General features: G+C 67.8%; 21 protein-coding genes. 10 read left to right on the top strand and 11 right to left on the bottom strand.

All coding sequences use genetic code 11. From position 1 onward, the window contains the following. Positions 1-5 precede the first annotated feature (5 nt). Positions 6-2450 carry a DUF6049 family protein gene (locus tag ACIQTP_RS29880; protein WP_403405433.1) on the bottom strand — a complete coding sequence of 815 codons (2445 nt, stop codon included), beginning with the start codon at positions 2448-2450 and terminating at the stop codon, positions 6-8. Positions 2451-2672: 222 nt separating this feature from the next. Here ACIQTP_RS29880 and ACIQTP_RS29875 point away from each other — a divergent pair, with 222 nt between their 5' ends. Then, the gene (locus ACIQTP_RS29875; protein WP_403405430.1) at positions 2673-4139 is read left to right on the top strand and encodes a CCA tRNA nucleotidyltransferase; all 1467 of its coding nucleotides are present in this window, start codon (positions 2673-2675) and stop codon (positions 4137-4139) included. Positions 4140-4264: 125 nt separating this feature from the next. Here ACIQTP_RS29875 and ACIQTP_RS29870 read toward each other — a convergent pair whose 3' ends face one another. From ACIQTP_RS29870 to ACIQTP_RS29855, 4 genes are all read right to left on the bottom strand, one after another. After that, positions 4265-4777, bottom strand: coding sequence for a hypothetical protein (locus tag ACIQTP_RS29870; RefSeq protein WP_403405427.1), 513 nt, complete (start codon positions 4775-4777; stop codon positions 4265-4267). Between the two features lie 112 nt (positions 4778-4889). Then, positions 4890-6152 carry an MFS transporter gene (locus ACIQTP_RS29865; protein WP_403405424.1) on the bottom strand — a complete coding sequence of 421 codons (1263 nt, stop codon included), beginning with the start codon at positions 6150-6152 and terminating at the stop codon, positions 4890-4892. Positions 6153-6276: 124 nt separating this feature from the next. Continuing rightward, positions 6277-7359, bottom strand: coding sequence for an inositol-3-phosphate synthase (locus ACIQTP_RS29860; RefSeq protein ID WP_403405421.1), 1083 nt, complete (start codon positions 7357-7359; stop codon positions 6277-6279). Positions 7360-7403: 44 nt separating this feature from the next. Beyond that, entirely contained in the window at positions 7404-8135 is a 732-nt protein-coding gene (locus tag ACIQTP_RS29855; RefSeq protein ID WP_403405418.1) for a helix-turn-helix transcriptional regulator, read from the bottom strand. Positions 8136-8509: 374 nt separating this feature from the next. On the opposite strand from ACIQTP_RS29855, the gene ACIQTP_RS29850 reads away from it, so the two are divergent. Together ACIQTP_RS29850 and ACIQTP_RS29845 are read left to right on the top strand one after the other, a co-directional pair. Further along, positions 8510-11125: a transglycosylase domain-containing protein gene (locus ACIQTP_RS29850; protein ID WP_403405415.1), complete on the top strand. Its 2616-nt coding sequence runs from the start codon at positions 8510-8512 to the stop codon at positions 11123-11125. A 200-nt stretch (positions 11126-11325) separates the two neighbouring features. Beyond that, positions 11326-12837, top strand: a complete 1512-nt coding sequence (locus ACIQTP_RS29845) for a glycosyltransferase family 87 protein (protein ID WP_402038914.1) — start codon at positions 11326-11328, stop codon at positions 12835-12837. Positions 12838-12952: 115 nt separating this feature from the next. Here ACIQTP_RS29845 and ACIQTP_RS29840 read toward each other — a convergent pair whose 3' ends face one another. From ACIQTP_RS29840 to ACIQTP_RS29830, 3 genes are all read right to left on the bottom strand, one after another. Further along, positions 12953-13984, bottom strand: a complete 1032-nt coding sequence (locus ACIQTP_RS29840) for an alanine racemase (RefSeq protein ID WP_402038913.1) — start codon at positions 13982-13984, stop codon at positions 12953-12955. Positions 13985-14132: 148 nt separating this feature from the next. After that, positions 14133-15254, bottom strand: coding sequence for a peptidoglycan bridge formation glycyltransferase FemX (gene femX / locus ACIQTP_RS29835; protein WP_060901662.1), 1122 nt, complete (start codon positions 15252-15254; stop codon positions 14133-14135). 237 nt (positions 15255-15491) lie between these two features. Next, positions 15492-15803 (bottom strand): hypothetical protein, encoded by a 312-nt coding sequence (locus tag ACIQTP_RS29830; protein WP_403405411.1) that lies wholly within the window; start codon positions 15801-15803, stop codon positions 15492-15494. A 312-nt stretch (positions 15804-16115) separates the two neighbouring features. On the opposite strand from ACIQTP_RS29830, the gene rpsF reads away from it, so the two are divergent. The 4 genes from rpsF to rplI all read left to right on the top strand — a co-directional run bounded on the left by rpsF (position 16116) and on the right by rplI (position 17839). Then, positions 16116-16406, top strand: a complete 291-nt coding sequence (gene rpsF, locus ACIQTP_RS29825; RefSeq protein WP_004950685.1) for a 30S ribosomal protein S6 — start codon at positions 16116-16118, stop codon at positions 16404-16406. 77 nt (positions 16407-16483) lie between these two features. Further along, a complete protein-coding gene (locus ACIQTP_RS29820; RefSeq protein WP_403405408.1) occupies positions 16484-17080 on the top strand; it encodes a single-stranded DNA-binding protein in 597 nt (198 codons plus the stop codon). Between the two features lie 57 nt (positions 17081-17137). After that, positions 17138-17374 (top strand): 30S ribosomal protein S18, encoded by a 237-nt coding sequence (rpsR, locus tag ACIQTP_RS29815; RefSeq protein WP_003949403.1) that lies wholly within the window; start codon positions 17138-17140, stop codon positions 17372-17374. Positions 17375-17392: 18 nt separating this feature from the next. Next, complete coding sequence (gene rplI, locus ACIQTP_RS29810) at positions 17393-17839, top strand: 50S ribosomal protein L9 (RefSeq protein WP_054236454.1); 447 nt, start codon at positions 17393-17395, stop codon at positions 17837-17839. A gap of 265 nt (positions 17840-18104) precedes the next feature. On the opposite strand, the gene ACIQTP_RS29805 is transcribed toward rplI, so the two are convergent. Beyond that, positions 18105-19442 (bottom strand): MATE family efflux transporter, encoded by a 1338-nt coding sequence (locus tag ACIQTP_RS29805; protein ID WP_403405405.1) that lies wholly within the window; start codon positions 19440-19442, stop codon positions 18105-18107. A 459-nt stretch (positions 19443-19901) separates the two neighbouring features. Here ACIQTP_RS29805 and dnaB point away from each other — a divergent pair, with 459 nt between their 5' ends. After that, complete coding sequence (dnaB, locus tag ACIQTP_RS29800) at positions 19902-21377, top strand: replicative DNA helicase (RefSeq protein ID WP_403405402.1); 1476 nt, start codon at positions 19902-19904, stop codon at positions 21375-21377. A 91-nt stretch (positions 21378-21468) separates the two neighbouring features. Beyond that, a complete protein-coding gene (locus ACIQTP_RS29795; protein ID WP_403405399.1) occupies positions 21469-22854 on the top strand; it encodes a serine hydrolase domain-containing protein in 1386 nt (461 codons plus the stop codon). Positions 22855-22915: 61 nt separating this feature from the next. Here ACIQTP_RS29795 and ACIQTP_RS29790 read toward each other — a convergent pair whose 3' ends face one another. Both ACIQTP_RS29790 and ACIQTP_RS29785 read right to left on the bottom strand, forming a co-directional pair. Continuing rightward, complete coding sequence (locus ACIQTP_RS29790) at positions 22916-23368, bottom strand: GNAT family N-acetyltransferase (RefSeq protein ID WP_402038908.1); 453 nt, start codon at positions 23366-23368, stop codon at positions 22916-22918. A 69-nt stretch (positions 23369-23437) separates the two neighbouring features. Next, on the bottom strand, positions 23438-23896 hold the full coding sequence (locus ACIQTP_RS29785; RefSeq protein WP_403405396.1) for a MarR family winged helix-turn-helix transcriptional regulator: 459 nt from the start codon (positions 23894-23896) through the stop codon (positions 23438-23440). Between the two features lie 141 nt (positions 23897-24037). Here ACIQTP_RS29785 and ACIQTP_RS29780 point away from each other — a divergent pair, with 141 nt between their 5' ends. Beyond that, positions 24038-25243, top strand: a complete 1206-nt coding sequence (locus ACIQTP_RS29780; RefSeq protein WP_403405393.1) for an MFS transporter — start codon at positions 24038-24040, stop codon at positions 25241-25243. Positions 25244-25250: the final 7 nt, after the last annotated feature.

Raw genomic sequence — 25250 nt, 5'->3', positions numbered from 1 at the left:
ATCGCTCAACGGTCCACTCTCTCACCCGTGCCGGACGGGTCGGTGCTTTCCGGTGCGGTGTCCGGTGTCGGGTCACTCGGGTGCTCCGGGTCGTCTGCCCCGGACTCCGTCGTGGACTCCCCGTCGGGACCGTCCTTGGAGCGCTCGGTGTCGTCAGTAGTGTCTACGGTGCCCTCGGCGTCCTTGTTCACGCCGTTCGGGGCCTCGGCCCCGCCCTCGGTGTCGGGGGTGTCCTCCTGCTCCTCCTCGGCCTGGCGGGCCGCCGCACGCTTGCGCTGGGTGTACATCCGGAATCCGGCGAGCACGAGGAGCAGGACGCCACCACCGATGACCAGCATCACCGTGGGAGTGATCTCGGTGACCTTCACCTCGAACTTGACGGGGGGACCGTACGCCTGGCCGTCGTCCGTGAACAACTGCGCGACGACCGTCACCGGACCGTTGGCCTTGGCGGAGGTGGTGAACTTCACCGACTGGCTGTGCTCGCCCGCGACCTGGATCGGCCGCTCGTCGAAGGCGTCGTTGCCGATCTTGAGTCGGGTCGGCTGCTGTGAGGTGAGACGCAGCACCAGGTGGTGGACGCCCTGCACGAGGTTGTTCTGCACCGTCACCGGGATCGTGGCACTGCGGCCCGACAGCTTCGCGTCGGACTTGTCGATCAGCCTGACGAGACCGGTCAGGTCGCCGAGGTACGACTCGACGCCCTCGCGGAAGATCTCCGCCTGGTCGGCACGGCCACGCCAGGACGTCGACATCCCCCGGTCTATGGCCCGGCCGAAGGGAGTGACCACGCGGGACTTGTCGGTGAGGATGACCTTGAAGTTGTCGAGCATGCTCTGTGTGCGCTGGATCTGCTCGAAGGCCGACCTCGGCAGCTCCTGCTTGCGCAGCGAGGAGGGGTACGAGGAGGACGAGAGCACCTTCGTCGTGGCGCTCGGGTCCGGCTTGGCCTTGGCGGCCGCGGAGAGGTTCTGGGAGTCGGACCAGTTTCCGTCCTGGAGGGCCCTCACCGCCGTCGCCATGGTCTGGGCCTGGCTCACGGAGGGCGTGCGCTGCGGGGCGACGACGATGCTTCGCTGCTTGTTCGGCTCCTGCAGATTGACCATCAGGCTCTGGGCCAGGAATTCCTGCACGGCGAGCGTCGAGTTGTCGGCCTTCGCCATGTCGCCCTCGAACGCGGTCGACAGCCTGGAGTCCGCGACCACCGCAGTGGTGCCGCCCCCGATGGGACGGGCGGCGGAGGGCGTGTAGGTCAGCCCGCCGGTCTCGCGCAGGCTGTCGCTGCGGGCGATGACCTTGTCGGCGCCGGCGGAGGTGGCGACCTTGACGATCGACGGATCGACGGCACCCTCGGTGGGCCAGGCGAAGTCCGTGTCCGGCTTCACATGGAGGATCGTCTGGACCGTGCTGGAGGCCACGTCCGTGGCGTCCTTGAGGTGGCTGAGGGAGCCCGGGACGTCCTTGCCGTTGTGCGCGAGCGACGCGAGGTCGGGGTCGGCGAAGGGGAGAGCGACGACTTCCTTGTCCTTGTCCGCGACGGTCTTCTCGAGCTTGTCGAGCCACGCCTTGGCGACGGCCTGGTTCTTGCCTGCCGTCGTGGTGTCGCCGTTCTTGATCTGGTAGCTGCGCGTCATGGCGTCGACGGAGGCCAGCAGGTCCGGGTCGAGGACCCAGGTGACATCAAGGTCGCTGCCCAGGGACAGGAGCTGGTCCAGGCGGCCGCCGGGAGAGATCTCCTTGGCCAGGTCGTCGTTCTGGAAGACCGGCGTCTGCTGCGCGTCCGAGCCGGTCTCCGCCCGCAGGTGGACCGTCGAGATCAGCGGCCAGAGATACGTCGTCTTCGTCTTCGTGTCGGCGCCGGCGGGCTGCCAGGGCAGGAACGTCCGCTCGATGCCGAGCACCTGGTCCCATGGCTGCGCGGCGGTCTGGCCGGTGAGGGAGACGCCGAGCTGGTACACACCGTCGGAGTCGAGGTTCAGGTCCTTGACGGGCACCGAGATGCTGAAGTGCTGCGAGACGCCCGCGGCGAGCTTGGAGAACTTCTCGACGTACTTGCCGCCGACCTCCAGGGGGTCCGGGCCCAGCTGGAACCCGGTGCGCTTCTCCGCGTCGTCGATGGCGACCCGGCCCTGGAGCGTCGGGCCCACGCGCAGGCCCACGTGCGCGCCCGTGACCGTCTGCTTGCCCTTGTTGGTGACCGAACCGGAGACGGTGATCGTGTCGCCGTCCGTGGGCGCGCTGGGGGTCAGCGAGTCGAGGGAGACGTCCACCGTGCCGGACCCGGTGGCGTCGGCCACAGCGGCCGTCTGAGCGGCGTGTGCGGCCGGGGAAGCGGGCAGCTGGAGCACGCCGGCCAGCAGGGGCGCACCGGCCAGCAGTGTGCCGGTGCGCCGCAGCCACCGGCGGGCAGGTGAGGGACTCATCCCCTGGAAGTCTGCCGCCTCGGCCACGCGCTCGCCCGTCCCTCGTCATCGTCAGTGGTCGTCGGAATGTGCGTCCACGCATGGTAACGATGCGCGCTGAGGGTAAGTGCCGCGGACCGCTCCACAAGATCAGGAGACAGGGTCGAGTGTCCTGTATGCGTAAGTATTGATCCCCCTATGAGAAGGGGATGGCTGTGCACGTTTTATGGAGGCGCCCCCGAGTGCCTCGGCCACGTACCCTTTTCTGTTGTGCCGAACGCCAACGAAGACAACCCCAGTGCCCTGAGTCAGGTGCAGCGCCGCGCGGTGAGTGAACTGTTGCGGGTGTCCCCTGTCGCCGACGAGCTCGCCCGCCGTTTCCAGGAGGCGGGGTTCTCACTCGCCCTGGTCGGCGGCTCGGTCCGGGACGCGCTCCTTGGCCGGCTCGGCAATGATCTGGACTTCACGACCGACGCTCGCCCGGATGACGTGCTGAAGATCGTGCGGCCCTGGGCGGACGCCGTCTGGGAGGTCGGGATCGCCTTCGGCACCGTCGGCGCGCAGAAGGACGCCCGCGTGGACGACGTGCAGCAGTCCTTCCAGATCGAGATCACGACGTACCGCTCCGAGGCGTACGACCGGACCTCGCGCAAGCCCGAGGTGTCCTACGGCGACTCGATCGAGGAAGACCTCGTGCGCCGTGACTTCACCGTGAACGCGATGGCCGTGGCGCTGCCGGAGAAGGCGTTCATCGATCCGTACGGTGGTCTGGACGACCTGTCCGCGCGGATGCTGCGCACTCCGGGTACGCCCCAGGAGTCCTTCTCCGACGATCCGCTGCGGATGATGCGGGCCGCGCGGTTCGCCGCGCAGCTCGACTTCGAGGTGGCCCCCGACGTCGTCGCCGCGATGACGGACATGGCCGGGCGCATCGAGATCGTCTCGGCGGAGCGGGTGCGGGACGAGCTGAACAAGCTGGTCCTCTCCGCTCACCCGCGCAAGGGTCTGACGCTGCTCGTGGACACCGGCCTCGCCGACCATGTGCTGCCGGAGCTTCCCGCGCTGCGACTGGAGCGTGATGAGCATCACCGGCACAAGGACGTCTATGACCACACGCTGATCGTCCTGGAACAGGCCATGGCGCTCGAAGAGAATGGTCCGGACCTGACGCTCCGGCTCGCCGCGCTGCTGCACGACATCGGCAAGCCGAGGACGCGGCGCTTCGAGACGGACGGGCGGGTCTCCTTCCACCACCACGAAATGGTGGGAGCGAAGATGACCAAGAAGCGGATGACGGCGCTCAAGTACTCCAACGACCTCGTGAAGGACGTCTCGCGTCTGGTCGAACTTCATCTGCGCTTTCACGGATACGGCACCGGCGAGTGGACGGACTCCGCGGTCCGTCGCTATGTACGTGACGCGGGGCCGCTCCTCGACCGTCTCCACAAGCTGACCCGCTCCGACTGCACTACGCGCAACAAGCGCAAGGCGACGACGCTCTCGCAGGCGTACGACGGCCTGGAGGAACGCATCGCCGAGCTCCAGGAGCAGGAGGAGCTGGACGCGATCCGTCCCGACCTCGACGGCAACCAGATCATGGAGATCCTGGGCATCGGCCCTGGCCCGGCGATCGGCCAGGCGTACAAGTTCATGCTGGAGCTGAGGCTGGAGAACGGGCCGATGGAGCATGACGCGGCGGTGACGGCACTCAAGGAGTGGTGGGCCGAGCAGGGCTGAGGCTCACGGAACGGACCGTGTGGGGTCATGTTTCACGTGAAACATGACCCTGGGGTCTGTGCCGGAGAACGGCAAGGGGCGGTGTTTCACGTGAAACACCGCCCCTTCGATCGTGGGCGAGGCCCTTACTTGGCGGAGTACTCCGACAGGCAGAGGGTGAAGTCGCTCTTACCGGTCTGGGTGTACTCGGCGTACTTGGTACGGTCGCAGCCGGAGTTGTCGCTCTTCTTTTCTGCGACCTTGTACTTGGCCTTGGAGCTGGTGCAGTCCACGACCTTGAGGCCAGGGTCGGTGGCGCTGTTCGGGTCGCTGATACTCATGCAGTCGCCGACCTTGGCGGTGTCGGGGTCGTGGCGGCTCGATATGTAGCCGACGCCGGCAGCTATGAGCGCACAGACCACGACGACGATACGCAGGTACCACTTGACGCCGCGCTTCGGGCGCTGCGGTGCGACCGGAGCGTAGGGAATCGGTCCCTGCTGCGGGAAGCCCGGCTGGCCGGGCTGCTGGGGGTAACCCGGCTGCTGGGGATACCCCTGCGGCGGCGGACCGTACGGAGCCTGGCCCTGGGGCGGCTGTCCGTAGGGCTGCTGGCCCTGGGCGAACGGGTTCTGGCCCTGGGGCGGCGGAGTGGTCACTTAGGGGTCCCCCTAGAACGTAAGCGCGTGGCGCGAATAAGACGCACGTAAGTTATCGGGACCGACTGACAACGCAGTAGCCCAGAGAGGCTCTGTGGCCCTGATGTGACACTTACTGCATCTCAAAGCGGGCCATAGCAACAGCAATTGCTGTGTAGACCGCGGCCAGCGTGACGACGAGGGAAGCTGAGCGGCCGTCAGGGGGCAGTATCAGGGCGGCTACTGCGGCCGCGCCGACGAAGGCGACGTTGAACAGAACGTCGTAGACGGAGAAGATCCGGCCGCGGTAGCCGTCGTCGACCGAGGACTGCACGATCGTGTCGGTGGCGATCTTCGCGCCCTGTGTGGTCAGGCCGAGAACGAAGGCGGCGGCGAGCATGGGCGCCGCCTCGAAAGGGAGACCGAGCGCGGGTTCCAGGACGGCTGCCGTGGCCGCGCACGCGGCGATCCAGCCGCCGGGGCTCAGCCGTCCCACCGCCCACGGCGTCACCACGGCCGCGACGAAGAAGCCCGCCCCGGAGATGCCCACCGCCAGGCCCAGCAGGGCGAGTCCGCCGTCGGAGCCGGACGACCAGGCGTACCGGCACAGCATCAGCACCATGACGGTCAGAGCGCCGTAGCAGAAGCGCATCAGGGTCATCGACAGGAGCGCCCAGGCCGCCTCCCGCCGCGCGGGCTGGGCAAGATGGCGCACACCGGCCGCAAGGCCGCGCGCGGTCCCGGTGAGCGCCGTGCGCAAGCTCGGCTGCACCAACTCCTGATCAGGGCCGAGCAGTTCCGCTGCGATGCGCAGTGAGGCGAGCGCCGCGCACAAGTAGAGGGTCGCACCGAGGAGGACGACCGCCGCGTCCGAGTCCGAGGCGACCAGTCGTACGACGAACGCGAGACCGCCGCCCGCGGTCGCGGCGAGTGTTCCGGCGGTGGGCGACAGAGCGTTGGCCATGACCAGCCGGTGGGAGTCGACGACACGGGGCAGGGCGGCCGAAAGCCCCGCGAGGACGAACCGGTTGACCGCGGTGACGCACAGGGCGGAGGCGTAGAAGAGCCAGTCGGGAACATGGCTCAGCATCAGCACGGCCGTCACGCAGGCCAGCGCGGTCCGCAGCAGATTGCCGTACAGGAGGACCTGGCGGCGCCGCCAGCGGTCCAGCAGGACGCCGGCGAAGGGGCCGACCAGGGAGTACGGCAGGAGCAGTACCGCCATCGCGGAGGCGATCGACGCCGCGGAGGTCTGCTTCTCCGGCGAGAAGACGACGTACGTGGCGAGCGCGACCTGGTAGACGCCGTCGGCGCCCTGGGACAGCAACCGGACACCGAGCAGGTGTCTGAAGCCCTGGAAGCGCAGGAGGACGCGCAGGTCACGCACGACAGCCATGGGGCACAGCCTCACATACGAGGAGGGTCCCCGGGTCAAAGACCCAGGGACCCTCGACGGGCAGGAGCGAAAAGCCCCTCGGCGCTCCGCGCCGTGTCTCGCCGGCGCTCGGAGGCCTGTCTTGCTAGCGCTCGACCTCGCCCTTGATGAACTTCTCGACGTTGGCGAAGGCCTCGTCGTCGAAGTACTGGACCGGCGGGGACTTCATGAAGTACGAGGACGCCGACAGGATCGGGCCACCGATGCCGCGGTCCTTGGCGATCTTCGCGGCGCGCAGGGCGTCGATGATGACACCCGCGGAGTTCGGGGAGTCCCAGACCTCGAGCTTGTACTCCAGGTTCAGCGGGACGTCGCCGAAGGCGCGACCCTCGAGACGGACGTACGCCCACTTGCGGTCGTCGAGCCACGCCACGTAGTCCGAGGGACCGATGTGGACGTTCTTCTCGCCCAGGTCGCGGTCGGGGATCTGCGAGGTGACGGCCTGCGTCTTCGAGATCTTCTTGGACTCGAGGCGGTCGCGCTCCAGCATGTTCTTGAAGTCCATGTTGCCGCCCACGTTGAGCTGCATCGTGCGCTCAAGGCGGACACCGCGGTCCTCGAACAGCTTCGCCATCACACGGTGCGTGATGGTGGCGCCGACCTGCGACTTGATGTCGTCGCCGACGATCGGGACGCCCGCCTCGGTGAACTTGTCCGCCCACTCCTTGGTGCCGGCGATGAAGACCGGGAGAGCGTTGACGAAGGCGACCTTGGCGTCGATGGCGCACTGGGCGTAGAACTTCGCCGCGTCCTCGGAACCGACGGGCAGGTAGCAGATGAGGACGTCGACCTGCCTGTCCTTGAGGATCTGGACGACGTCGACCGGCTCCTCGGCGGACTCCTCGATGGTCATGCGGTAGTACTTGCCGAGACCGTCGAGGGTGTGGCCGCGCTGGACCGTGACGCCCTTGTTCGGGACGTCGCAGATCTTGATGGTGTTGTTCTCGCTGGCACCGATGGCGTCGGAGAGGTCGAGGCCGACCTTCTTCGCGTCGACGTCGAAGGCGGCGACGAACTCGACGTCACCGACGTGGTAGTCGCCGAACTGGACGTGCATCAGACCCGGGACCTTGGCCGCCGGGTCGGCGTCCTTGTAGTACTCGACGCCCTGCACCAGCGAGGCGGCGCAGTTGCCCACGCCGACGATGGCTACGCGAACCGAACCCATTCCGGTTGCTCCCTGTGTGTACGAGGTGAAGCCCCGACTGGACCTCACGTGGTGGTGTCGTCGGACGGATCCGGCCGGGACTGGTCCCGGTGCCGGGGCAGGCCGCCCGTCTCTCCAGATGTGCTGTTCTGCTGAGCGGAGCCTTCGAAGGCGCCCGGGGAGCTGCCTTCGGAGGCACCTTGGGGGGTGCCTTCGGAGGCGGAATCCTTGACGTCCCGTCCCGCTCGCTCGCTCTCGATGAGCTCGTTCAGCCAGCGCACTTCGCGCTCCACGGACTCCATTCCGTGGCGCTGGAGCTCAAGGGTGTAGTCGTCGAGGCGCTCCCTGGTGCGTGCCAGAGAGGCACGCATCTTCTCCAGTCGCTCCTCGAGCCGACTGCGGCGGCCCTCCAGTACGCGCATGCGCACGTCGCGTGACGTCTGCCCGAAGAACGCGAAACGGGCAGCGAAGTGCTCGTCCTCGTACGCGTCGGGTCCGGTCTGCGAGAGCAACTCCTCGAAGTGCTCTTTACCTTCTGCCGTCAACCGATAGACGATCTTGGCGCGCCGCCCCGCGAGCGGAGCGGCGAGGGCGTCCTCGGTGGTGCTCCCCGATTCCTCGATCAACCAGCCGCTCGCGACCAGCGTCTTGAGGCAGGGGTAGAGCGTCCCGTAGCTGAACGCGCGGAACACACCCAGTGACGTATTGAGTCGTTTGCGCAGCTCATAGCCGTGCATCGGGGACTCGCGAAGCAGGCCGAGGACGGCGAACTCAAGGATCCCGGAACGCCGGCTCATATCGCCTCCTCGCTGTCGCGGCCTCCCCGGCACGTTCTTTATGCCGAGCTGATGTATCGACTCGATACATCAGCACGATAGATCGGCCGTCCGTCTGCGACAAGGGGGACCATGGTGAACGGCGTCACATCACCGATTCATACGAAGCAAGTTGCCTGATTTGGGGTGAACTTCAGGGAAAGGGGGGTTTTGACGGTGCGTAGTCTGTGCGCCATGCAAAACCACCGGGAACCGAGTGACGCCTGAGGGCGTCCTCGTCCCTGGTGCAGTACGGGTGAATGCGCAATCGACCGCATCCGTACTTCGGGGGGACCGGAAACCAGCTGCCGTTTCCAGGCGCGCACGGGTGCGCCTGCCCGAGGAGTAATCGTTCGATGAGCGAGCACCGTCGCAAACCGTCGCAGCCACAGGGCGGCGGACGTGCCGCGGCCCGACGCGGCCAGACCGGCCCGTCCTCCGGCCGCCGTGCGGCACCGCGAGGCGCCACCGGGTCCCCTTCCGACTCCTATGAGTCGGGAGGTGAGGAGGAGCGCCCGTACACCGGCCGCGCCGAGGCCCGGCGTGCAGCCCAGAGAAGCAGCGGTGGCGGCCGGCGCCGAGGCGCCGACGCCACCGGGCCCGGCGGTCGCCGCGGCGGTCCTGACGGACCCGGGCGCGCGCGGGCCTCTGGGCCTGTAAAGAAGCGTTTCATCGACTACCCGCGCGCGGGCAAGTCGGGAGCCGGGCGCTGGATGCCGTCCTGGAAGCTGGTGACGGGCACGTTCCTCACCTTCATAGGAGGGCTGCTGGTCGCGGCAGGCATCGGGTACGCCATGGTGGGCGTCCCGAACCCGAACGACACGGCCCTGGCCCAGAACAACGTCTTCTACTGGTCCGACGGGACCCAGATGGCAGCCACCGGCGGTCAGACGAACCGGCAGATCGTGGGGCCGGAGGAGATCCCGAAGGCCATCAAGAACGCGGTGGTCTCCGCCGAGAACGCGACCTTCTACAAGGACTCGGGCGTCGACCCGATGGGCATCGCGCGCGCCTTCGTCAACATGGCCAAGGGCGGCCAGACGCAGGGTGGTTCGACCATCACTCAGCAGTACGTGAAGAACACGTACCTGAGCCAGGACCAGACCATCACGCGTAAGTTCAAAGAGCTCTTCATCTCCATCAAGGTGAACTCGAAGCTGAGCAAGGACGAGATCCTCGCCGGCTACCTCAACACCGCGTACTACGGGCGCAACGCCTACGGGATCCAGGCGGCGGCCCAGGCCTACTTCGGCGTGAATGCCAAGGACCTCAGCACCGAGCAGTGCGTCTTCCTCGCGTCCGTCCTCAAGGGCCCGAACCTGTACAACCCCGACGGGGGTGTCGGGGCGCTGGCCTCGCCCGAGGCCAACACCAAGCGCGTCCAGGACCGATGGACATGGATCCTGGACCGTGAGGTCAAGGTCGGGAACATGACCCAGGCCGATCGGGACAAGATCACCAAGTTCCCCATGCCGAAGAAGCAGACCTCGTCCCTGTCCGGCCAGACCGGTTATCTCGTCGACATCGCCAAGGAGTATGTGGCGAAGCAGGCCGGCATCACGCCGGAGCAGTTGGAGAAGGGCGGCTACCGGATCACCACGACCTTCGACAAGAAGAAGGTCAGCGAGCTGGAGAAGGCCGTCAAGGCGACGAAGAAGAGCTTCCTCGACACCAAGGCGCGACCCACGACCGACAAGGACGTGCAGTTCGGCGCGGCGTCGGTCGATCCGAAGACCGGCAAGATCGTGGCGATCTACGGGGGCGACGGCTTCGACAAGGGCCACTACTCCAACAACGCCAATACGACAGGCGTGCCGGTCGGATCGACCTGGAAGCCGTTTGTGCTGGCCACCGCGATGCAGTACGGAACGTACAAGACCGCTCCACAGGTCCTCTCGCCGATGGCCCGCTACAACGGCGACGACCTTCTGGTGATCAAGGACCAGAACGGCGACCCGATCATGGGTAACGACGGGAAGCCGTTCCGGCAGAAGAACGAGGGCACCAAGGCCTGGGGGATGGTGACGCTCAAGAAGGCCATGGAGCAGTCCATCAACTCCCCGTTCGCGCAGCTGGGCGTCGACGTCGGCCTTTCCAAGACCCGGAAGGTCGCGGAGTCCATGGGCATCCTGCCGGACTCCTTCGACCAGGGAAACCTGAACAACGTCTCCTTCTCCCTCGGTACGTCGACCCCGAGCGCCATTCGCATGGCCGACGCGTACGGCACCTTCGCCGCGTCGGGCTCGCACTACGAGCCGTACTCGGTCACCCAGGTCCTCAGGGACGGCAAGCCGCTCGCCCAGTTCAAGCCGCCCGCCGAGCAGACCGCGATGCCCGAGAACGTGGCGAACAACGTCACCGACGTCCTGCAGAACGTGGTCCAGAACGGAACCGGCAAGAAGGTCGCCGACATGGGCTTCCCCGTGGCCGGCAAGACGGGTACGACCGACAAGAACAAGTCGGCGTGGTTCGTCGGCTACACCAGGGAGCTGTCCACGGCCGTCACCCTGTTCAGGTCCGACCCGAAGACGAGCAAGCTGGAATCGATGAACGGCACCGGCGGTGTGGCGTCCGTTCACGGTGGTGACATCCCGGCCCAGGTCTGGAAGGACTACATGGCCGTGGCCCTGAAGAACTCCAAGCACGAGGACTTCCCGGCGGCCGAACCGCTCGGCGAGATCCTCAACGCCAGCCCCAGCCCGAGCCCGACCCCGTCGACCACACCGTCGCCGTCGGCGAGCCCGACGCCGAGTACCTCGCCCAGCCCGTCCCTCAGCAGCTCTCCCACGGCCTCGCCGACCGACACCTGCGGCAACTTCAGCTGGAACTGTGGGAACAACGGGGGGACGGACGCCGGGGGCACCGGCGGTCCGACCGGAACCACCTCACCCACAGCGACGGCTACCAATACCAACGGGAACACCAGAGGTAATGCCAACGGCGGCATCTTCGCCGGGCAGAACGGCGGATAGATAGACGCGTAACCCGAGGAACAGGGGCCGTCAGCTGTGGCTGACGGCCCCTGTTCTGTGCGTGCGGGGAGAACGTTCTGCGCGTGCGGGCCGAAACGCGCAGCCGCGCCTCGCTCACCCGGCGGCATCGTGGGCGCCGGACGGTAAGAGCTTCACTGCCCCTGCGGCCATTCTCAGACGCGTACGGCAGGATGTGCGCCATGCCCAGTGCAGAGACGACGCGAACGAGCGTGCGCGAGCCGGATCCGGTGCGGCCGACCAAGGACGACGAGATCGCCGCGGCCGGAAGTGAGCTGATCGGCGGCCCCATCGGACGGAGAGCGCTGCTGGGGGCGTCCTGGTGGACCCCGGTGCGGGTGATCGCGCTCGTCGCGATCGGCATGTTCGCCCTCGGTATGGTGCAGAAACTGCCCTGCTACGACAGCGGCTGGTTCTTCGGGGCCAGCACGCAGTACACGCACGCGTGCTACTCGGACATCCCGCACCTCTACCAGGGACGCGGTTTCGCCGACGGGCTCGTGCCGTACTTCGACAAGCTCCCCGGCGACATGGACTACCTCGAGTATCCGGTCCTGACCGGTCTGTTCATGGAGGTCGCGGCCTGGCTCACGCCGGGCGGCGGCAGCATCCAGCACCAGGAGCAGATCTACTGGATGGTCAACGCCGGGATGCTCATGGTGTGCGCGGCGGTCATCGCCGTATGCACCGCGCGCACCCACCGCCGGCGCCCCTGGGACGGCCTCCTGGTCGCCCTCGCGCCCGCCTTCGCGCTCACGGCCACCATCAACTGGGACCTCCTCGCGGTGGCCCTGCTGGCCGCCGCGATGCTCATGTGGTCGCGTGGCCGCTCCCTCGCCTTCGGCATCCTGCTCGGGCTCGCCACGGCCGCCAAGTTCTACCCGTTCCTGCTCTTGGGACCGCTGCTCGTGCTGTGCTGGCGGGCGGGCAAGTGGCGGGAGTTCGGGAACGCGCTCATGGGCGCGGTCGGAGCCTGGCTCGTGGTGAACCTTCCCGTGATGTACCTCGCGCCGGAGGGCTGGGCGAAGTTCTACAGCTTCAGCCAGACCAGGGGGATCGACTTCGGCTCGGTCTTCCTGTTCATCTCCACCTGGTGGAAGATCCCGATCAGCTACCAGACGGCGAACGCGTGGGCGCTGGTCCTGATGGTGCTCGTCTGCGTGGCCATGGCCGCGCTCGCGCTCACCGCCCCGCGCCGCCCCCGCTTCGCCCAGCTGGCCTTCCTGATCGTCGCGGCCTTCATCCTCACCAACAAGGTCTACTCGCCCCAGTACGTGCTGTGGCTGATCCCCCTGGCCGCGCTGGCCCGGCCGAAGTGGCGGGACTTCCTGATCTGGCAGGCGTGCGAGGTCGCGTACTTCCTGGGGATCTGGATGTACCTCGCGTACACGACCAGCGGGGAGGCCCACAAGGGCCTCTCCTCCCACGGGTACCAGTTCGCGATCGCCGCCCACCTCCTGGGCACCCTGTACCTGTGCGCCGTGGTCGTGCGCGACATCCTCATGCCGGAGCGCGACGTCGTGCGCAGGGCGGGCGAGGACGATCCCTCAGGAGGCGTCCTGGACGGCGCGGAGGACGTCTTCGTGCTCGGCGCGGCGGCCCATCCACCGCGGCACGCGGCCCACTTCGAGGGGCCTCAGGTGGAATGGGGCGGCAACGGCGGGGGGCCGGCCCCGGAGGACAGTTCGCTCTGAGCGAACAGGGCTCGGGCCCGGCTCCGATGGGCAACGCGAAAGGCCGTACACGGTATGCGTGTACGGCCTTTCGGCTGTGCCCCCAAGGGCAGGGGCAGGTGTTCCTGTCCCGGGATCAGCGCTCCACGATGCGGTCGAACTGCGTGGTGGTGTGCCGCAGATGGGCCACCAGCTCATCGCCGACCTGCGGCTCTGTGGCGTCCGACGGCACGAAGAGGATCGACACCTGCATGTGCGGCGGCTCGGCGAACCAGCGCTGCTTGCCGGCCCAGACGAACGGAGAAAGGTTCCGGTTGACCGTCGCCAGGCCGGCCCGGGCGACGCCCTTGGCGCGCGGCATGACGCCGTGCAGAGCCTTCGGGGCCTCCAGGCCCACTCCGTGCGACGTACCGCCCGCCACGACGACCAGCCAGCCGTCGGAGGCCGTCTTCTGCTGCCGGTAGCCGAAGCGGTCGCCCTTGGAGACACGGGTGACGTCCAGGACGGCTCCGCGGTACTCGGTCGCCTCGTGGTCCCCCAGCCACAGCCGGGTGCCGATGCGGGCGCGGAAGCGGGTCTGTGGGAACTGCTGCTGCAGCCGCGCGAGCTCATCGGCCTTGAGGTGGCTGACGAACATCGTGTGCAGCGGCAGACGGGCCGCGCGCAGACGGTCCATCCAGCCGATGACCTCCTCGACGGCGTCCGAGCCGTCGGTGCGGTCCAGCGGCAGGTGGATGGCGAAGCCCTCCAGCCGGACGTTCTCTATGGCTTGGTGCAGATGCGGCAGATCCTGTTCGCTGACACCGTGCCGCTTCATCGAGGACATCACCTCGATGACGACACGGGCGCCCACGAGGCCGTACACGCCGTCGATGGACGACACCGAGCGGATGACACGGTCGGGCAGCGGTACGGGCTCCTCGCCCCGCCTGAACGGCGTCAGGACCAGCAGATCGCCGCCGAACCAGTCCTTGATCCGGGCGGCCTCATACGTGGTGCCGACGGCCAGGATGTCCGAGCCGAGGCGGGTGGCCTCGTCGGCGAGCCGCTCGTGGCCGAAGCCGTAGCCGTTGCCCTTGCAGACGGGGACGAGCCCCGGAAACTGCTCGGACACCTGCTTGTGGTGTGCCCGCCAGCGCGCGGTGTCGACGTAGAGCGTGAGCGCCATGGCCGGTCCCGGAACCTTTCTCGTGGCTGCGGTGAATCAGAGGTAGGGAAATTGTGGCGGATCCGCTGGACCAACGGGGCGACGCCGGGCCGGATGGGCGGCTCCGCATGCGCTCCGGGCCGGCTCAGCGGCGCGACACGCAGTGGGTTCAGCGACGCGACATGTAGATGTCGAGCGCCTTGTGGAGCAGCTTGTTGAGCGGGAAGTCCCACTCGCCGAGGTACTCGGCGGCCTGCCCGCCCGTGCCCACCTTGAACTGGATCAGGCCGAAGAGGTGGTCCGTCTCGTCCAGCGAGTCGGAGATGCCGCGCAGGTCGTAGACGGTCGCGCCCAGGGCGTACGAGTCGCGCAGCATCCGCCACTGCATCGCGTTCGACGGCCGGAACTCACGCCCGATGTTGTCCGATGCGCCGTACGAGTACCAGACGTGCCCGCCGACGACCAGCATCGTGGCCGCGGACAGGTTCACGCCGCCGCGCCGGGCGAAGTAGAGCCGCATCCGGTTGGGGTCCTCGGTGTTGAGGGCCGACCACATGCGCTGGAAGTACGACAGCGGGCGCGGCCGGAAGTGGTCGCGGATCGCCGTGATCTCGTACAGCCGCTGCCACTCCTCGAGGTCGTGGTAGCCGCCCTGGACGACCTCGACGCCCTCCTTCTCGGCCTTCTTGATGTTGCGCCGCCACAGCTGGTTGAAGTTCTTGTGGACCTCTTCCAGGGAGCGGTTGGCCAGCGGCACCTGGAAGACGTAGCGGGGCTGTACGTCGCCGAAGCCGGCCCCCCCGTCCTCACCCTGCTGCCAGCCCATGCGGCGCAGCTTGTCGGCGACCTCGAAGGCGCGTGGCTCGATGAAGTCAGCCTCGATGTCGCGCAGGCGCTTCACGTCCGGGTTCTGGATGCCGCCCTTGATGGACGTGGCCTCCCAGCGCCGGATGATCACCGGCGGGCCCATCTTCACGGAGAAGGCGCCCTGTTGCTTGAGGTGCGCGAGCATCGGCTGCAGCCACTCGTCGAGGTTCGGCGCGTACCAGTTGATGACCGGACCCTCGGGGAGATAGGCGAGGTAGCGCTTGATCTTGGGCAGCTGGCGGTACAGCACCAGCCCGGCGCCCACCATCTCGCCGGTCCGCTCGTCGAACCAGCCGAGGCTCTCGGAGCGCCACTCCGCCTTGACATCGGCCCATGCCGGAACCTGCATGTGGCTCGCCGCGGGCAGGCTCTGGATGTACGCCAGATGCTGCTCTCGGCTGATGGTCCTCAGGGTCAGGCTCATTCGGGGCGCTCCTCGGGCTGGTGTGTCCCCATGGGTACAGGGGCTCCGGCTCTCGCGCCGAAGCCTACTGCGCCCTGGGAGCGCCCCGACTGGCCGCACTGAACCTGCGTCCTGACCGAAGCGTGGTCAGGGCGTTCTGAGGTGATGTGTCCGGCTGTGCCGGCAGGAGGTGGCGTCTCCGGCCGTCCGGACGAGGTTGTGTCCGGCTGCCCGGCCCGCGGAACGGGTCCGGTCGCCTCAGCCGATGATGCCGCCGAAGAGGCCGCCGTGCGCCATGCCGAGGAAGAAGCCGACGGCCGAGGCGCCGAGACCCAGGACCAGACCGAAGCGCTCCCGGGTCGTCTCCGAGATGAACTGCCCGGAGGCGCCGGTGATGATCCCGATCAGGCCTGCCCATGAGCTGACCAGATGCAGGCTGTTGAAGGCTGACGTGATGAGAGCGGTGACTCCGAGGACCAGAGTCACCGCGAGCAGCGTGTCTTGGAGGGGGTGGGGCTTGTGGTCCGTCGCGAACAGAGAGCCGGCAACGGTGGGTCGCGTCTGTGCCATAGGGCACCTCCTGCGGAAGGCGGCGCATCGTAGCGCCATACACACCCGATGTGTACAGATTGACGGTGACCCCGGCCGGATTTCAACCGGAAGCAGGTGTGCGGGTACTCTGTACCCTCTGCACCGGTGTCTGCCCAAGCCATGGCCAGGTCACGACAAGGATTCCCCTTCGGTTCACCGATCACTCGGTACATCGACGGAGTCCTCTTGTCAGTGGCGTTGTCAGTGGCGGCGGATACCGTTGCGAACGCATCACAACCCTCCTGCCACGGAACCGCCGTGGCCGTTGAGTCCAAAGGAGGTGGGTTCCACATGCGTCACTACGAGGTGATGGTCATCCTCGACCCCGATCTCGAGGAGCGCGCAGTCTCCCCGCTGATCGAGAACTTCCTCTCCGTCGTCCGTGAGGGCAACGGAAAGGTCGAGAAGGTCGACACCTGGGGCCGTCGTCGTCTCGCGTACGAGATCAAGAAGAAGCCCGAGGGCATCTACTCGGTCATCGACCTGCAGGCCGAGCCTGCGGTCGTCAAGGAGCTCGACCGCCAGATGAACCTGAACGAGTCGGTCCTCCGGACCAAGGTCCTCCGTCCCGAGACCCACTGAGCTCTGCAGCTCAGCTGATCTCGGGCATCGAGTAGCAGCACTAGCAGCCAGCAGCAAACCCGCCGAGAGGTTCCCCCATGGCAGGCGAGACCGTCATCACGGTCGTCGGCAATCTTGTCGACGACCCCGAGCTGCGCTTCACCCCTTCCGGTGCGGCGGTCGCGAAGTTCCGTGTCGCGTCCACCCCCCGCACCTTCGACCGTCAGACCAATGAGTGGAAGGACGGCGAGAGCCTGTTCCTGACCTGCTCGGTCTGGCGTCAGGCGGCGGAGAACGTCGCCGAGTCGCTCCAGCGAGGCATGCGCGTCATCGTGCAGGGCCGGCTGAAGCAGCGGTCCTACGAGGACCGTGAGGGCGTCAAGCGCACGGTCTACGAGCTGGACGTCGAGGAAGTCGGCGCCAGCCTGAAGAACGCCACGGCCAAGGTCACCAAGACCACCGGTCGAGGTGGCCAGGGCGGTTACGGCGGCGGTGGCGGCGGTCAGCAGGGCGGCAGCTGGGGCGGAGGCTCCGGCGGCGGCCAGCAGGGCGGCGGCGGAGCTCCCGCGGACGACCCCTGGGCGACCAGCGCTCCCGCGGGTGGCAACCAGGGCGGCGGCGGTGGCGGCTGGGGTGGAAACTCCGGCGGCTCCGGCGGCTCTGGCGGCGGCTACTCGGACGAGCCCCCCTTCTAGGCCCCAGGGCCGAGGGTGGGCCGTACCCCCACTTCTTGATCACACAGGAGATACACCATGGCGAAGCCGCCTGTGCGCAAGCCGAAGAAGAAGGTCTGCGCATTCTGCAAGGACAAGGTCACGTACGTGGACTACAAGGACACGAACATGCTGCGGAAGTTCATTTCCGACCGCGGCAAGATCCGTGCCCGCCGCGTGACCGGCAACTGCACGCAGCACCAGCGTGACGTCGCCACGGCCGTGAAGAACAGCCGTGAGATGGCGCTGCTGCCCTACACCTCCACCGCGCGATAAGGGAAGGGTGACCGACTAATGAAGATCATCCTCACCCACGAGGTCTCCGGCCTCGGTGCCGCGGGCGACGTCGTCGACGTCAAGGACGGTTACGCTCGCAACTACCTGATCCCGCGGAACTTTGCGATCCGCTGGACCAAGGGTGGCGAGAAGGACGTCGAGCAGATCCGTCGTGCTCGCAAGATCCACGAGATCGCGACCATCGAGCAGGCCAACGAGATCAAGGCCCGCCTCGAAGGCGTGAAGGTCCGTCTGGCTGTCCGCTCCGGCGACGCCGGTCGTCTCTTCGGTTCCGTCACCCCGGCCGACATCGCTTCGGCGATCAAGGCTTCCGGTGGCCCCGAGGTCGACAAGCGCCGCATCGAGCTGGGCTCGCCGATCAAGACCCTGGGCGCCCACGAGACGTCCGTGCGTCTGCACCCCGAGGTTGCCGCCAAGGTCAACATCGAGGTCGTCGCGGCCTGACCGCTGCGCTCGGCATAGCTGAGAGAAGGGCCGTACCCGCTGGGGTACGGCCCTTCTTCGTTCGGTAGGGGCGAGTTGTTCTGTGTTTCACGTGAAACGGGGGTTTCACGTGAAACAGGTCTGAGGACGGGGGCGCCGACGGCCAGGGCGAGGGTCTGGGCCGGCGCGAGGGCCAGCGCAAGGGCAACGGTGGCGGCCGGGCGATGGCCAGGTCGGGTTGGCCGGCCGCACCGGCCGTTTCACGTGAAACGGCCGGTGCGTTGGTTTAGCGTGTCGCGCCCGTGACGATCCAGCGCCCCGAGCGGGAGCGCAGCCACAGGGTCAGCATCCTCACCGTCATCATCAGCGTCATCGCTCCCCAGAGCGCGGTGAGCCCGCCCCCGAGCGTGGGTACCAGCAGCGCGACAGGAGTGAAGAGCACCAGGGTGAGCAGCATGGCCCACGCCAGGTAGGGGCCGTCTCCCGCGCCCATCAGGACTCCGTCCAGGATGAAGACGACCCCGCTGATCGGTTGTGAGACGGCCACCAGAACCAGGGCGGGAAGCGCCGTGTTCTGGACGGCCGAGTCGCTGGTGAACAGCGGAAGGAAGACCGGGCGGGCGGCGATGACCAGCAGGCCGAGGACGACGCCGGAAGCGATGCCCCACTGCACCATGCGACGGCAGGCCTCGCGAGCACCCTGAGCGTCGTTCGCGCCGAGATAGCGTCCGATGATGGCCTGTCCGGCGATGGCGATCGCGTCGAGCGCGAAGGCGAGCAGACTCCACAGGGACAGGATGATCTGGTGCGCGGCCATGTCGGCGTCCCCGAGCCGTGCGGCGACAGCCGTGGCGATCATGAGGATCGTCCTCAGCGACAGCGTGCGCACGAGCAGGGGCGCACCGGCCTGAGCGCAGGCCCGTATCCCGGCGGCGTCCGGTCGTAGCGAGGCCCCGTGCTTCCGGGCTCCGCGGACGACGACGAAGAGATACACAGCGGCCATACCGAACTGGGCGATGACGGTGCCCCAGGCGGAGCCGGCGATACCCAGTCCGGCGCAGTAGACGAGGCCCGCGTTGAGGGCGGCGTTGGCGACGAAGCCCCCGACGGCGACGTAAAGGGGGGTCTTCGTGTCCTGCAGGCCGCGCAGGACCCCGGTGGACGCGAGCACGATGAGCATCGCGGGGATGCCGAGTGAGGAGATGCGCAGATAGGTCGTCGCATACGGGGCCGCGGTGTGCGAGGCGCCGAAGAGTTCCACGAGGGCGGGTGCCGTGGGCAGGACAGCGGCTATGACGAGCGCGCCGAGCAGCAGCGCGAGCCAGATGCCGTCCATGCCCTGGCGTATCGCGGCCCGCAGATCACCGGCGCCGACCCGTCGGGCGACGGCGGCGGTGGTGGCGTACGCGAGGAAGACGAAAACACTGACGGCGGTCGTGAGAAGGGCGGAAGCGACACCGAGGCCGGCCAGTTGCGCGGTGCCGAGGCGTCCGACGATGGCGCTGTCGGCCATCACGAAAAGAGGCTCGGCGACGAGTGCGCCGAAGGCCGGGACGGCCAGCGCGACGATCTCTCGGTCGTGCCGGCGTCGGGCGGCCTCGGGTGCCGGGGGAGCCTGTGTCATGGGCACCAATCTAATCTTCCACAGGTAAGAGATGCAACGTGATAGTGACCATTACCAGCGCTCCCGTCGGGCGTGTCGCCGTGTACCGTTTGAAGCGATCTTGGTCCGACCGGGAAAGTTTTTCTTCTGCACAGCCGGTGGACGGTAAACGAGCAGGTCAGAGCGGTTTCTTTCGAGTGGTTGAGGGCTTGTTCACAGGCCTGTCCACCGGGTCGTGCACAGGTTTTGTGGAGTTCTCCACAGCATCCGGGCCGTCGTCCACATGGCCTGTGGATAACCAGATTGGCTGACGGTGCCCGCGGGCCTAACGTGGTGCGGCGCCCGCTCTCTGTTCTGCCCTCGGAAACCTCGCAAAACCGACGCATCAGAACCGGAGTTGGGCCTCTTATTTGTCAGTGCCGTGCCGTAGAAATGTGGGGCACGGTTAGGTCCGCTCGGCGGACGGGAGGAGGTGGCTCGGTGAGTATTTCCGAGCCCTTGGACGACCCGTGGGCCGACAGCGGTCCCAGTGATCGTCTGCCCGCTTCCCGCCGGGGCCGCGAGGGTGGCCGGGGCCGCGACGAACAGCACGACCGCGATCGGGACAACGGGCCGTGGGAAGGCGCAGGTTCGTCCTTCGAGCGCGTACCTCCCCAGGACCTCGACGCCGAGCAGTCCGTTCTCGGTGGCATGCTCCTGTCCAAGGACGCCATCGCCGATGTCGTCGAGGTCATCAAGGGCCACGACTTCTACCGGCCCGCGCACGAGACCATCTACACCGCGATCCTCGATCTGTACGCGAAGGGCGAGCCGGCCGACCCGATCACGGTCGCAGCCGAGCTCACCAAGCGGGGTGAGATCACCAAGGTCGGTGGTGCCTCGTATCTGCACACCCTCGTCCAGACGGTCCCCACGGCGGCGAACGCCGAGTACTACGCGGAGATCGTCCATGAGCGCGCGGTCCTGCGCCGCCTGGTCGAGGCCGGCACGCGCATCACACAGATGGGATACGCGGCCGACGGCGACGTGGACGAGATCGTCAACACCGCCCAGGCCGAGATCTACGCGGTCACCGAGCAGCGCACCACCGAGGACTACCTGCCGCTCGGCGACATCATGGAGGGTGCGCTCGACGAGATCGAGGCGATCGGTTCACGGTCGGGGGAGATGACCGGCGTGCCGACAGGCTTCACCGACCTCGACTCCCTCACCAACGGTCTGCACCCGGGCCAGATGATCATCATCGCGGCTCGTCCCGCCATGGGTAAGTCGACGCTGGCGCTGGACTTCGCGCGGGCCTGTTCGATCAAGCACAACATGCCCAGCGTGATCTTCTCGCTCGAAATGGGGCGCAACGAGATCGCGATGCGCCTGCTGTCAGCCGAAGCCCGAGTGGCCCTGCACCACATGCGATCCGGCACGATGACCGACGAGGACTGGACGCGGCTCGCGCGCCGGATGCCCGACGTCTCGGCCGCGCCGCTCTACATCGACGACTCCCCGAACCTGTCCATGATGGAGATCCGCGCCAAGTGCCGCCGCCTCAAGCAGCGCGCCGATCTGAAGCTCGTCGTCATCGACTATCTGCAACTGATGCAGTCGGGCGGCAAGCGGTCCGAGAGCCGACAGCAGGAGGTCTCCGACATGTCGCGAAACCTGAAGCTGCTGGCCAAGGAGCTGGAGCTGCCGGTGATCGCGCTCTCGCAGCTCAACCGTGGTCCCGAACAGCGCACGGACAAGAAGCCCATGGTCTCCGACCTGCGTGAATCCGGATCGATCGAGCAGGACGCGGACATGGTGATCCTGCTGCACCGCGAGGACGCCTACGAGAAGGAGTCACCGCGCGCCGGCGAGGCGGACATCATCGTCGGCAAGCACCGTAACGGCCCGACCGCCACGATCACCGTGGCCTTCCAGGGCCACTACTCGCGCTTCGTGGACATGGCACAGACCTGATCCACCCTCCTGGGCGCGGTGCGGAGGACATGCGCCCGGTCTTCGGGGAAATGCACTCGACGTGCGGTGCCGGGCCGGGTGGACTGAGGGCATGACGACACCCCAGGAAAAGCTCCTTCCCGGCACGCGCCGGGCTCTGTTGCACCGCATCGCCGCCGCTCAGGCCGAAGGGCGGGCGCCGTCGCTGGTCGCGGCGGTGGTCCGGGGCGGGGAGGCGGTGTGGCATGGGTCACGCACCTCGGTGGACGGGCACGGACCGGACGAGAACGTGCAGTACCGGATCGGTTCGATCACCAAGACCTTCACGGCCGTGCTGGTGCTGCGGCTGCGCGACGAGGGACTGCTCGACCTGGGCGACCCGCTGGAGAAGCATCTGCCGGGCACCGGTGCGGGGGAGGCCACCATCGCCCAGCTCCTCGCGCACACCGCCGGGCTGGCGGCCGAGACCCCCGGACCCTGGTGGGAACGCACACCCGGTTCGCTGCGCCCCGAGCTCTCCGACGTGCTCGGTGAGCAGCCCTTCCTGCATCCGGCCGGGCGGCTGCATCACTACTCGAACCCCGGCTACACCCTGCTGGGCGCACTGATCGAGGAACTGCGGGGAGTCCCCTGGGAAGAGGCGCTGCGGCGCGAGGTGCTCGAGCCGCTGGGCCTGCACCGCACGAGTGGGCAGCCGCAGGCACCTCATGCGGGCGGCTGGGCCGTGCATCCGTGGGCGGATGTCATGATGCCGGAGCCCGCCGAGGACCTCGGCCGGATGGCTCCGGCCGGGCAACTGTGGTCCACCACAGGGGACTTGGCGCGCTTCGCTGCCTTCCTGGCCACGGGGCACGCGGCGGTGCTCAGCGCGGAGTCCCTGCGGGAGATGCGTACGCCTGCGGCCCCCCTGGAAGCCGATCAGCTCGCCTCGGGAGACTCCTACGGCTTGGGACTCCAGGTGTTGCATCGGTCGGGCCGGATCCTGGTGGGGCACTCAGGGTCTCTGCCCGGCTTCCTTGCGGCACTCGCGATCGGTGTGGAGGACGACGTGGCGGCGGTGGTGCTGTCCAACTGCACCTCCGGTCCGCGGACGCTGACCGTGGCCACCGATCTCGTACGGATCGTCGCCGAGGCCGAGCCGCGGATCCCCGAGCCATGGCGTCCGGCCGCCGAAGTCGATCAGTCCGTCCTGGAGTTGGCCGGTCCCTGGTACTGGGGTACCCAGGCGTGCGCGCTTCGTCTGAGGGCCGACGGCATGGTCGAGATGGGCCCGCTGGCCGGAGGTGGCCGCGGTTCGCGCTTCCGGGTGAACGGGGACGGGACCTGGACGGGGCTCGACGGGTACTACACGGGGGAGCGGCTACGGGCCGTACGGCGCCCTGACGGGTCCTTGAGCCACCTCGACCTCGGTTCGTTCGTCTTCACGCGTCAGCCGTACGACGAGGGCGCTCCTGTGCCGGGTGGAGTGGACCCCGAGGGCTGGCGAGGGATTCAGTAGCCGCCGTCATGCTGCGGGGGTCTGTTTCACGTGAAACAGACCCCCGGCGTACACAGGTGGCTCAGAGCGCCAGCTTGAAGCCCACGTGTGAGGCCGTGAAGCCGAGCCGCTCGTAGAAGCGGTGGGCGTCAGTGCGGGTGGCGTCGGAGGTCAGCTCGACCAACTGGCATCCCTGGCGCCGGGATTCATCGATCGCCCACTCGATGAACCGGGAGCCGAGGCCGCTGCCGCGCTCGTCGGAGTGGATGCGCACGCCCTCGATGAGGGAGCGGGTCGAGCCCTTGCGGGACAGCCCGGGTATGACCGTGAGCTGCAGGGTGCCGACGACGCGTCCCTCGCGCACCGCGACCACCAGGTGCTGATTCGGGTCGGCGCTCAGCCGCTCGAGTGCGGCCAGGTAGGGGGTCAGGTCGTCGGGTGACTCCCGCTGGGCGCCGAGCGGATCATCGGCGAGCATCGCGACAATGGCGGGGACATCGTCCGAAGCGGCCGGTCGAATCTCAAGATCTCCCATGGCCACAGCGTATCCAGGCCCTGTGCGGGCTGCGTGGGTGCCCGGCAGGGGACGGGAGCACGTCCCTGCCTAGGCGGACACGCTCGCCGATTCCACGACGCGGACCAGTGGGGCCAGTTGGGGGGACTTGGCTGCTTCGTCGAGCGCCTCGCGCAGGGCGGTGTCATTGGTGGGCCGTGCCTCTTCGAGGAGCTTGAGGCCGGCCTCGCTGACGTTCGTGTAGATGCCGCGGCGGTCGGTCGGGCACAGATAGCGGGCAAGCAGACCACGGTCCTCGAGCCGGGTGACGAGCCGTGTGGTGGCGCTCTGACTGAGCACGACCGCGTCCGCGACCTGCTTCATCTGCAAGTGACCACCCTCGCCGTCGTGCTGTCGGCTGAGCACGTCGAGCAGGGAGTACTCCCGCACGCTGAGGTCGTGCCTGGCCTGCAGGGCGCGCTCGATGTGGGCCTCGATCCTCCCGTGCAGCAGGGAGAGGGCGCACCACCCCTGGGCAAGGGCGGTGAGTGCGGGGTCCGTGGCTGTCATGGCGTGTTCCTCCATCCCGGAGCAGCTGACACCAGGGTAGAGCACGAACGCAATAGTCCGCCCTTGCATTTAACCCGCGTGTGCAACTATTGTGAACGCACGCAAAGCGCTCCTGCAATCGTTTGGGAAGGTGTCCCCACCATGCCTCTCGCGCTTCTGGCCCTCGCGATCGGGGCCTTCGGAATCGGCACCACCGAGTTCGTGATCATGGGTGTGCTGCCCGAGGTCGCCGGTGACTTCGGTGTCTCCATCCCCACGGCCGGACTACTGGTGACCGGCTATGCCCTCGGCGTGGTGATCGGCGCCCCGATCATGACCGCACTCGGCACGAAGGTGTCCCGCAAGCGGATGCTGATGCTGCTGATGGGGCTGTTCGTCGTCGGCAACCTGCTCTCCGCCGTGGCCCCGGCCTTCGGGCTGATGCTGGCTGGCCGAGTCGTCGCCTCGCTCGCCCACGGCGCCTTCTTCGGTATCGGATCGGTCGTCGCCGCCGAGCTTGTCGCGCCGGAGAAGAAGGCCGGTGCGATCGCCATGATGTTCAGCGGACTCACCATCGCCAATGTGGTCGGTGTCCCCCTGGGTACGCTCATCGGGCAGTCCGCGGGCTGGCGGGTCACCTTCGCCGGAGTCGCCGCGCTCGGAGTGATCGGTCTGCTCGGTATCGCCAAGCTGGTCCCCGAGATGCCGAAGCCCGAGGGCGTACATCTCCGCCACGAGCTCGCCGCCTTCAAGAACGTCCAGGTCCTGCTCGCCATGGCGATGACCGTGCTCGGCTTCGGAGGCGTCTTCGCGGCCATCACCTACATCGCGCCGATGATGACGCACGTCGCCGGCTTCGCCGACACCTCCGTCACCTGGCTGCTGGTCCTCTTCGGCCTCGGCATGGTCGGCGGAAACCTCATCGGTGGCAGGTTCGCCGACCGCGCCCTGATGCCGATGCTGTACGTGTCCCTGGGTGGCCTTGCCATCGTGCTCGCCCTGTTCACCGTGACCGCACACAACAAGATCCTGGCGGCCCTCACGATCGCGCTGATCGGCGCCCTCGGCTTCGCGACCGTGCCGCCGCTGCAGAAGCGCGTCCTCGACCAGGCGCACGGTGCTCCCACCCTGGCCTCGGCCGTGAACATCGGTGCCTTCAACCTCGGCAACGCCCTCTCGGCCTGGCTCGGTGGCCTCGTCATCGCAGCCGGCCTCGGTTACACCGCCCCCAACTGGGTCGGCGCGGCGCTGGCCGCGGGAGCCCTGGTCCTCGCCGTCGTGTCGGCAGCCCTGGAACGCCGGGCCGATGCCGCCGGCACCGTCGCCGCAAGCGTGCCCATCGAGCAGCGGACCGCCGTCCACCACTGAGTCACCG

It is taken from the genome of Streptomyces sp. NPDC090798, assembly GCF_044768965.1.
GTDB lineage: Bacteria > Actinomycetota > Actinomycetes > Streptomycetales > Streptomycetaceae > Streptomyces.
Note: the sequence above shows the minus strand (reverse complement) of the source record. Positions and strands in the feature narration are given on the sequence as shown.

Bases quoted from the DNA above. Each gene is read 5' to 3' on its own strand.
- ACIQTP_RS29865 (WP_403405424.1), bottom strand. From the start codon at position 6,152: ATGGCTGTCGTGCGTGACCTGCGCGTCCTCCTGCGCTTCCAGGGCTTC.
- ACIQTP_RS29860 (WP_403405421.1), bottom strand. From the start codon at position 7,359: ATGGGTTCGGTTCGCGTAGCCATCGTCGGCGTGGGCAACTGCGCCGCC.
- ACIQTP_RS29855 (WP_403405418.1), bottom strand. From the start codon at position 8,135: ATGAGCCGGCGTTCCGGGATCCTTGAGTTCGCCGTCCTCGGCCTGCTT.
- ACIQTP_RS29850 (WP_403405415.1), top strand. From the start codon at position 8,510: ATGAGCGAGCACCGTCGCAAACCGTCGCAGCCACAGGGCGGCGGACGT.
- ACIQTP_RS29845 (WP_402038914.1), top strand. From the start codon at position 11,326: ATGCCCAGTGCAGAGACGACGCGAACGAGCGTGCGCGAGCCGGATCCG.
- ACIQTP_RS29840 (WP_402038913.1), bottom strand. From the start codon at position 13,984: ATGGCGCTCACGCTCTACGTCGACACCGCGCGCTGGCGGGCACACCAC.
- femX (WP_060901662.1), bottom strand. From the start codon at position 15,254: ATGAGCCTGACCCTGAGGACCATCAGCCGAGAGCAGCATCTGGCGTAC.
- ACIQTP_RS29830 (WP_403405411.1), bottom strand. From the start codon at position 15,803: ATGGCACAGACGCGACCCACCGTTGCCGGCTCTCTGTTCGCGACGGAC.
- rpsF (WP_004950685.1), top strand. From the start codon at position 16,116: ATGCGTCACTACGAGGTGATGGTCATCCTCGACCCCGATCTCGAGGAG.
- ACIQTP_RS29820 (WP_403405408.1), top strand. From the start codon at position 16,484: ATGGCAGGCGAGACCGTCATCACGGTCGTCGGCAATCTTGTCGACGAC.
- rpsR (WP_003949403.1), top strand. From the start codon at position 17,138: ATGGCGAAGCCGCCTGTGCGCAAGCCGAAGAAGAAGGTCTGCGCATTC.
- rplI (WP_054236454.1), top strand. From the start codon at position 17,393: ATGAAGATCATCCTCACCCACGAGGTCTCCGGCCTCGGTGCCGCGGGC.
- ACIQTP_RS29805 (WP_403405405.1), bottom strand. From the start codon at position 19,442: ATGACACAGGCTCCCCCGGCACCCGAGGCCGCCCGACGCCGGCACGAC.
- ACIQTP_RS29795 (WP_403405399.1), top strand. From the start codon at position 21,469: ATGACGACACCCCAGGAAAAGCTCCTTCCCGGCACGCGCCGGGCTCTG.
- ACIQTP_RS29790 (WP_402038908.1), bottom strand. From the start codon at position 23,368: ATGGGAGATCTTGAGATTCGACCGGCCGCTTCGGACGATGTCCCCGCC.
- ACIQTP_RS29785 (WP_403405396.1), bottom strand. From the start codon at position 23,896: ATGACAGCCACGGACCCCGCACTCACCGCCCTTGCCCAGGGGTGGTGC.
- ACIQTP_RS29780 (WP_403405393.1), top strand. From the start codon at position 24,038: ATGCCTCTCGCGCTTCTGGCCCTCGCGATCGGGGCCTTCGGAATCGGC.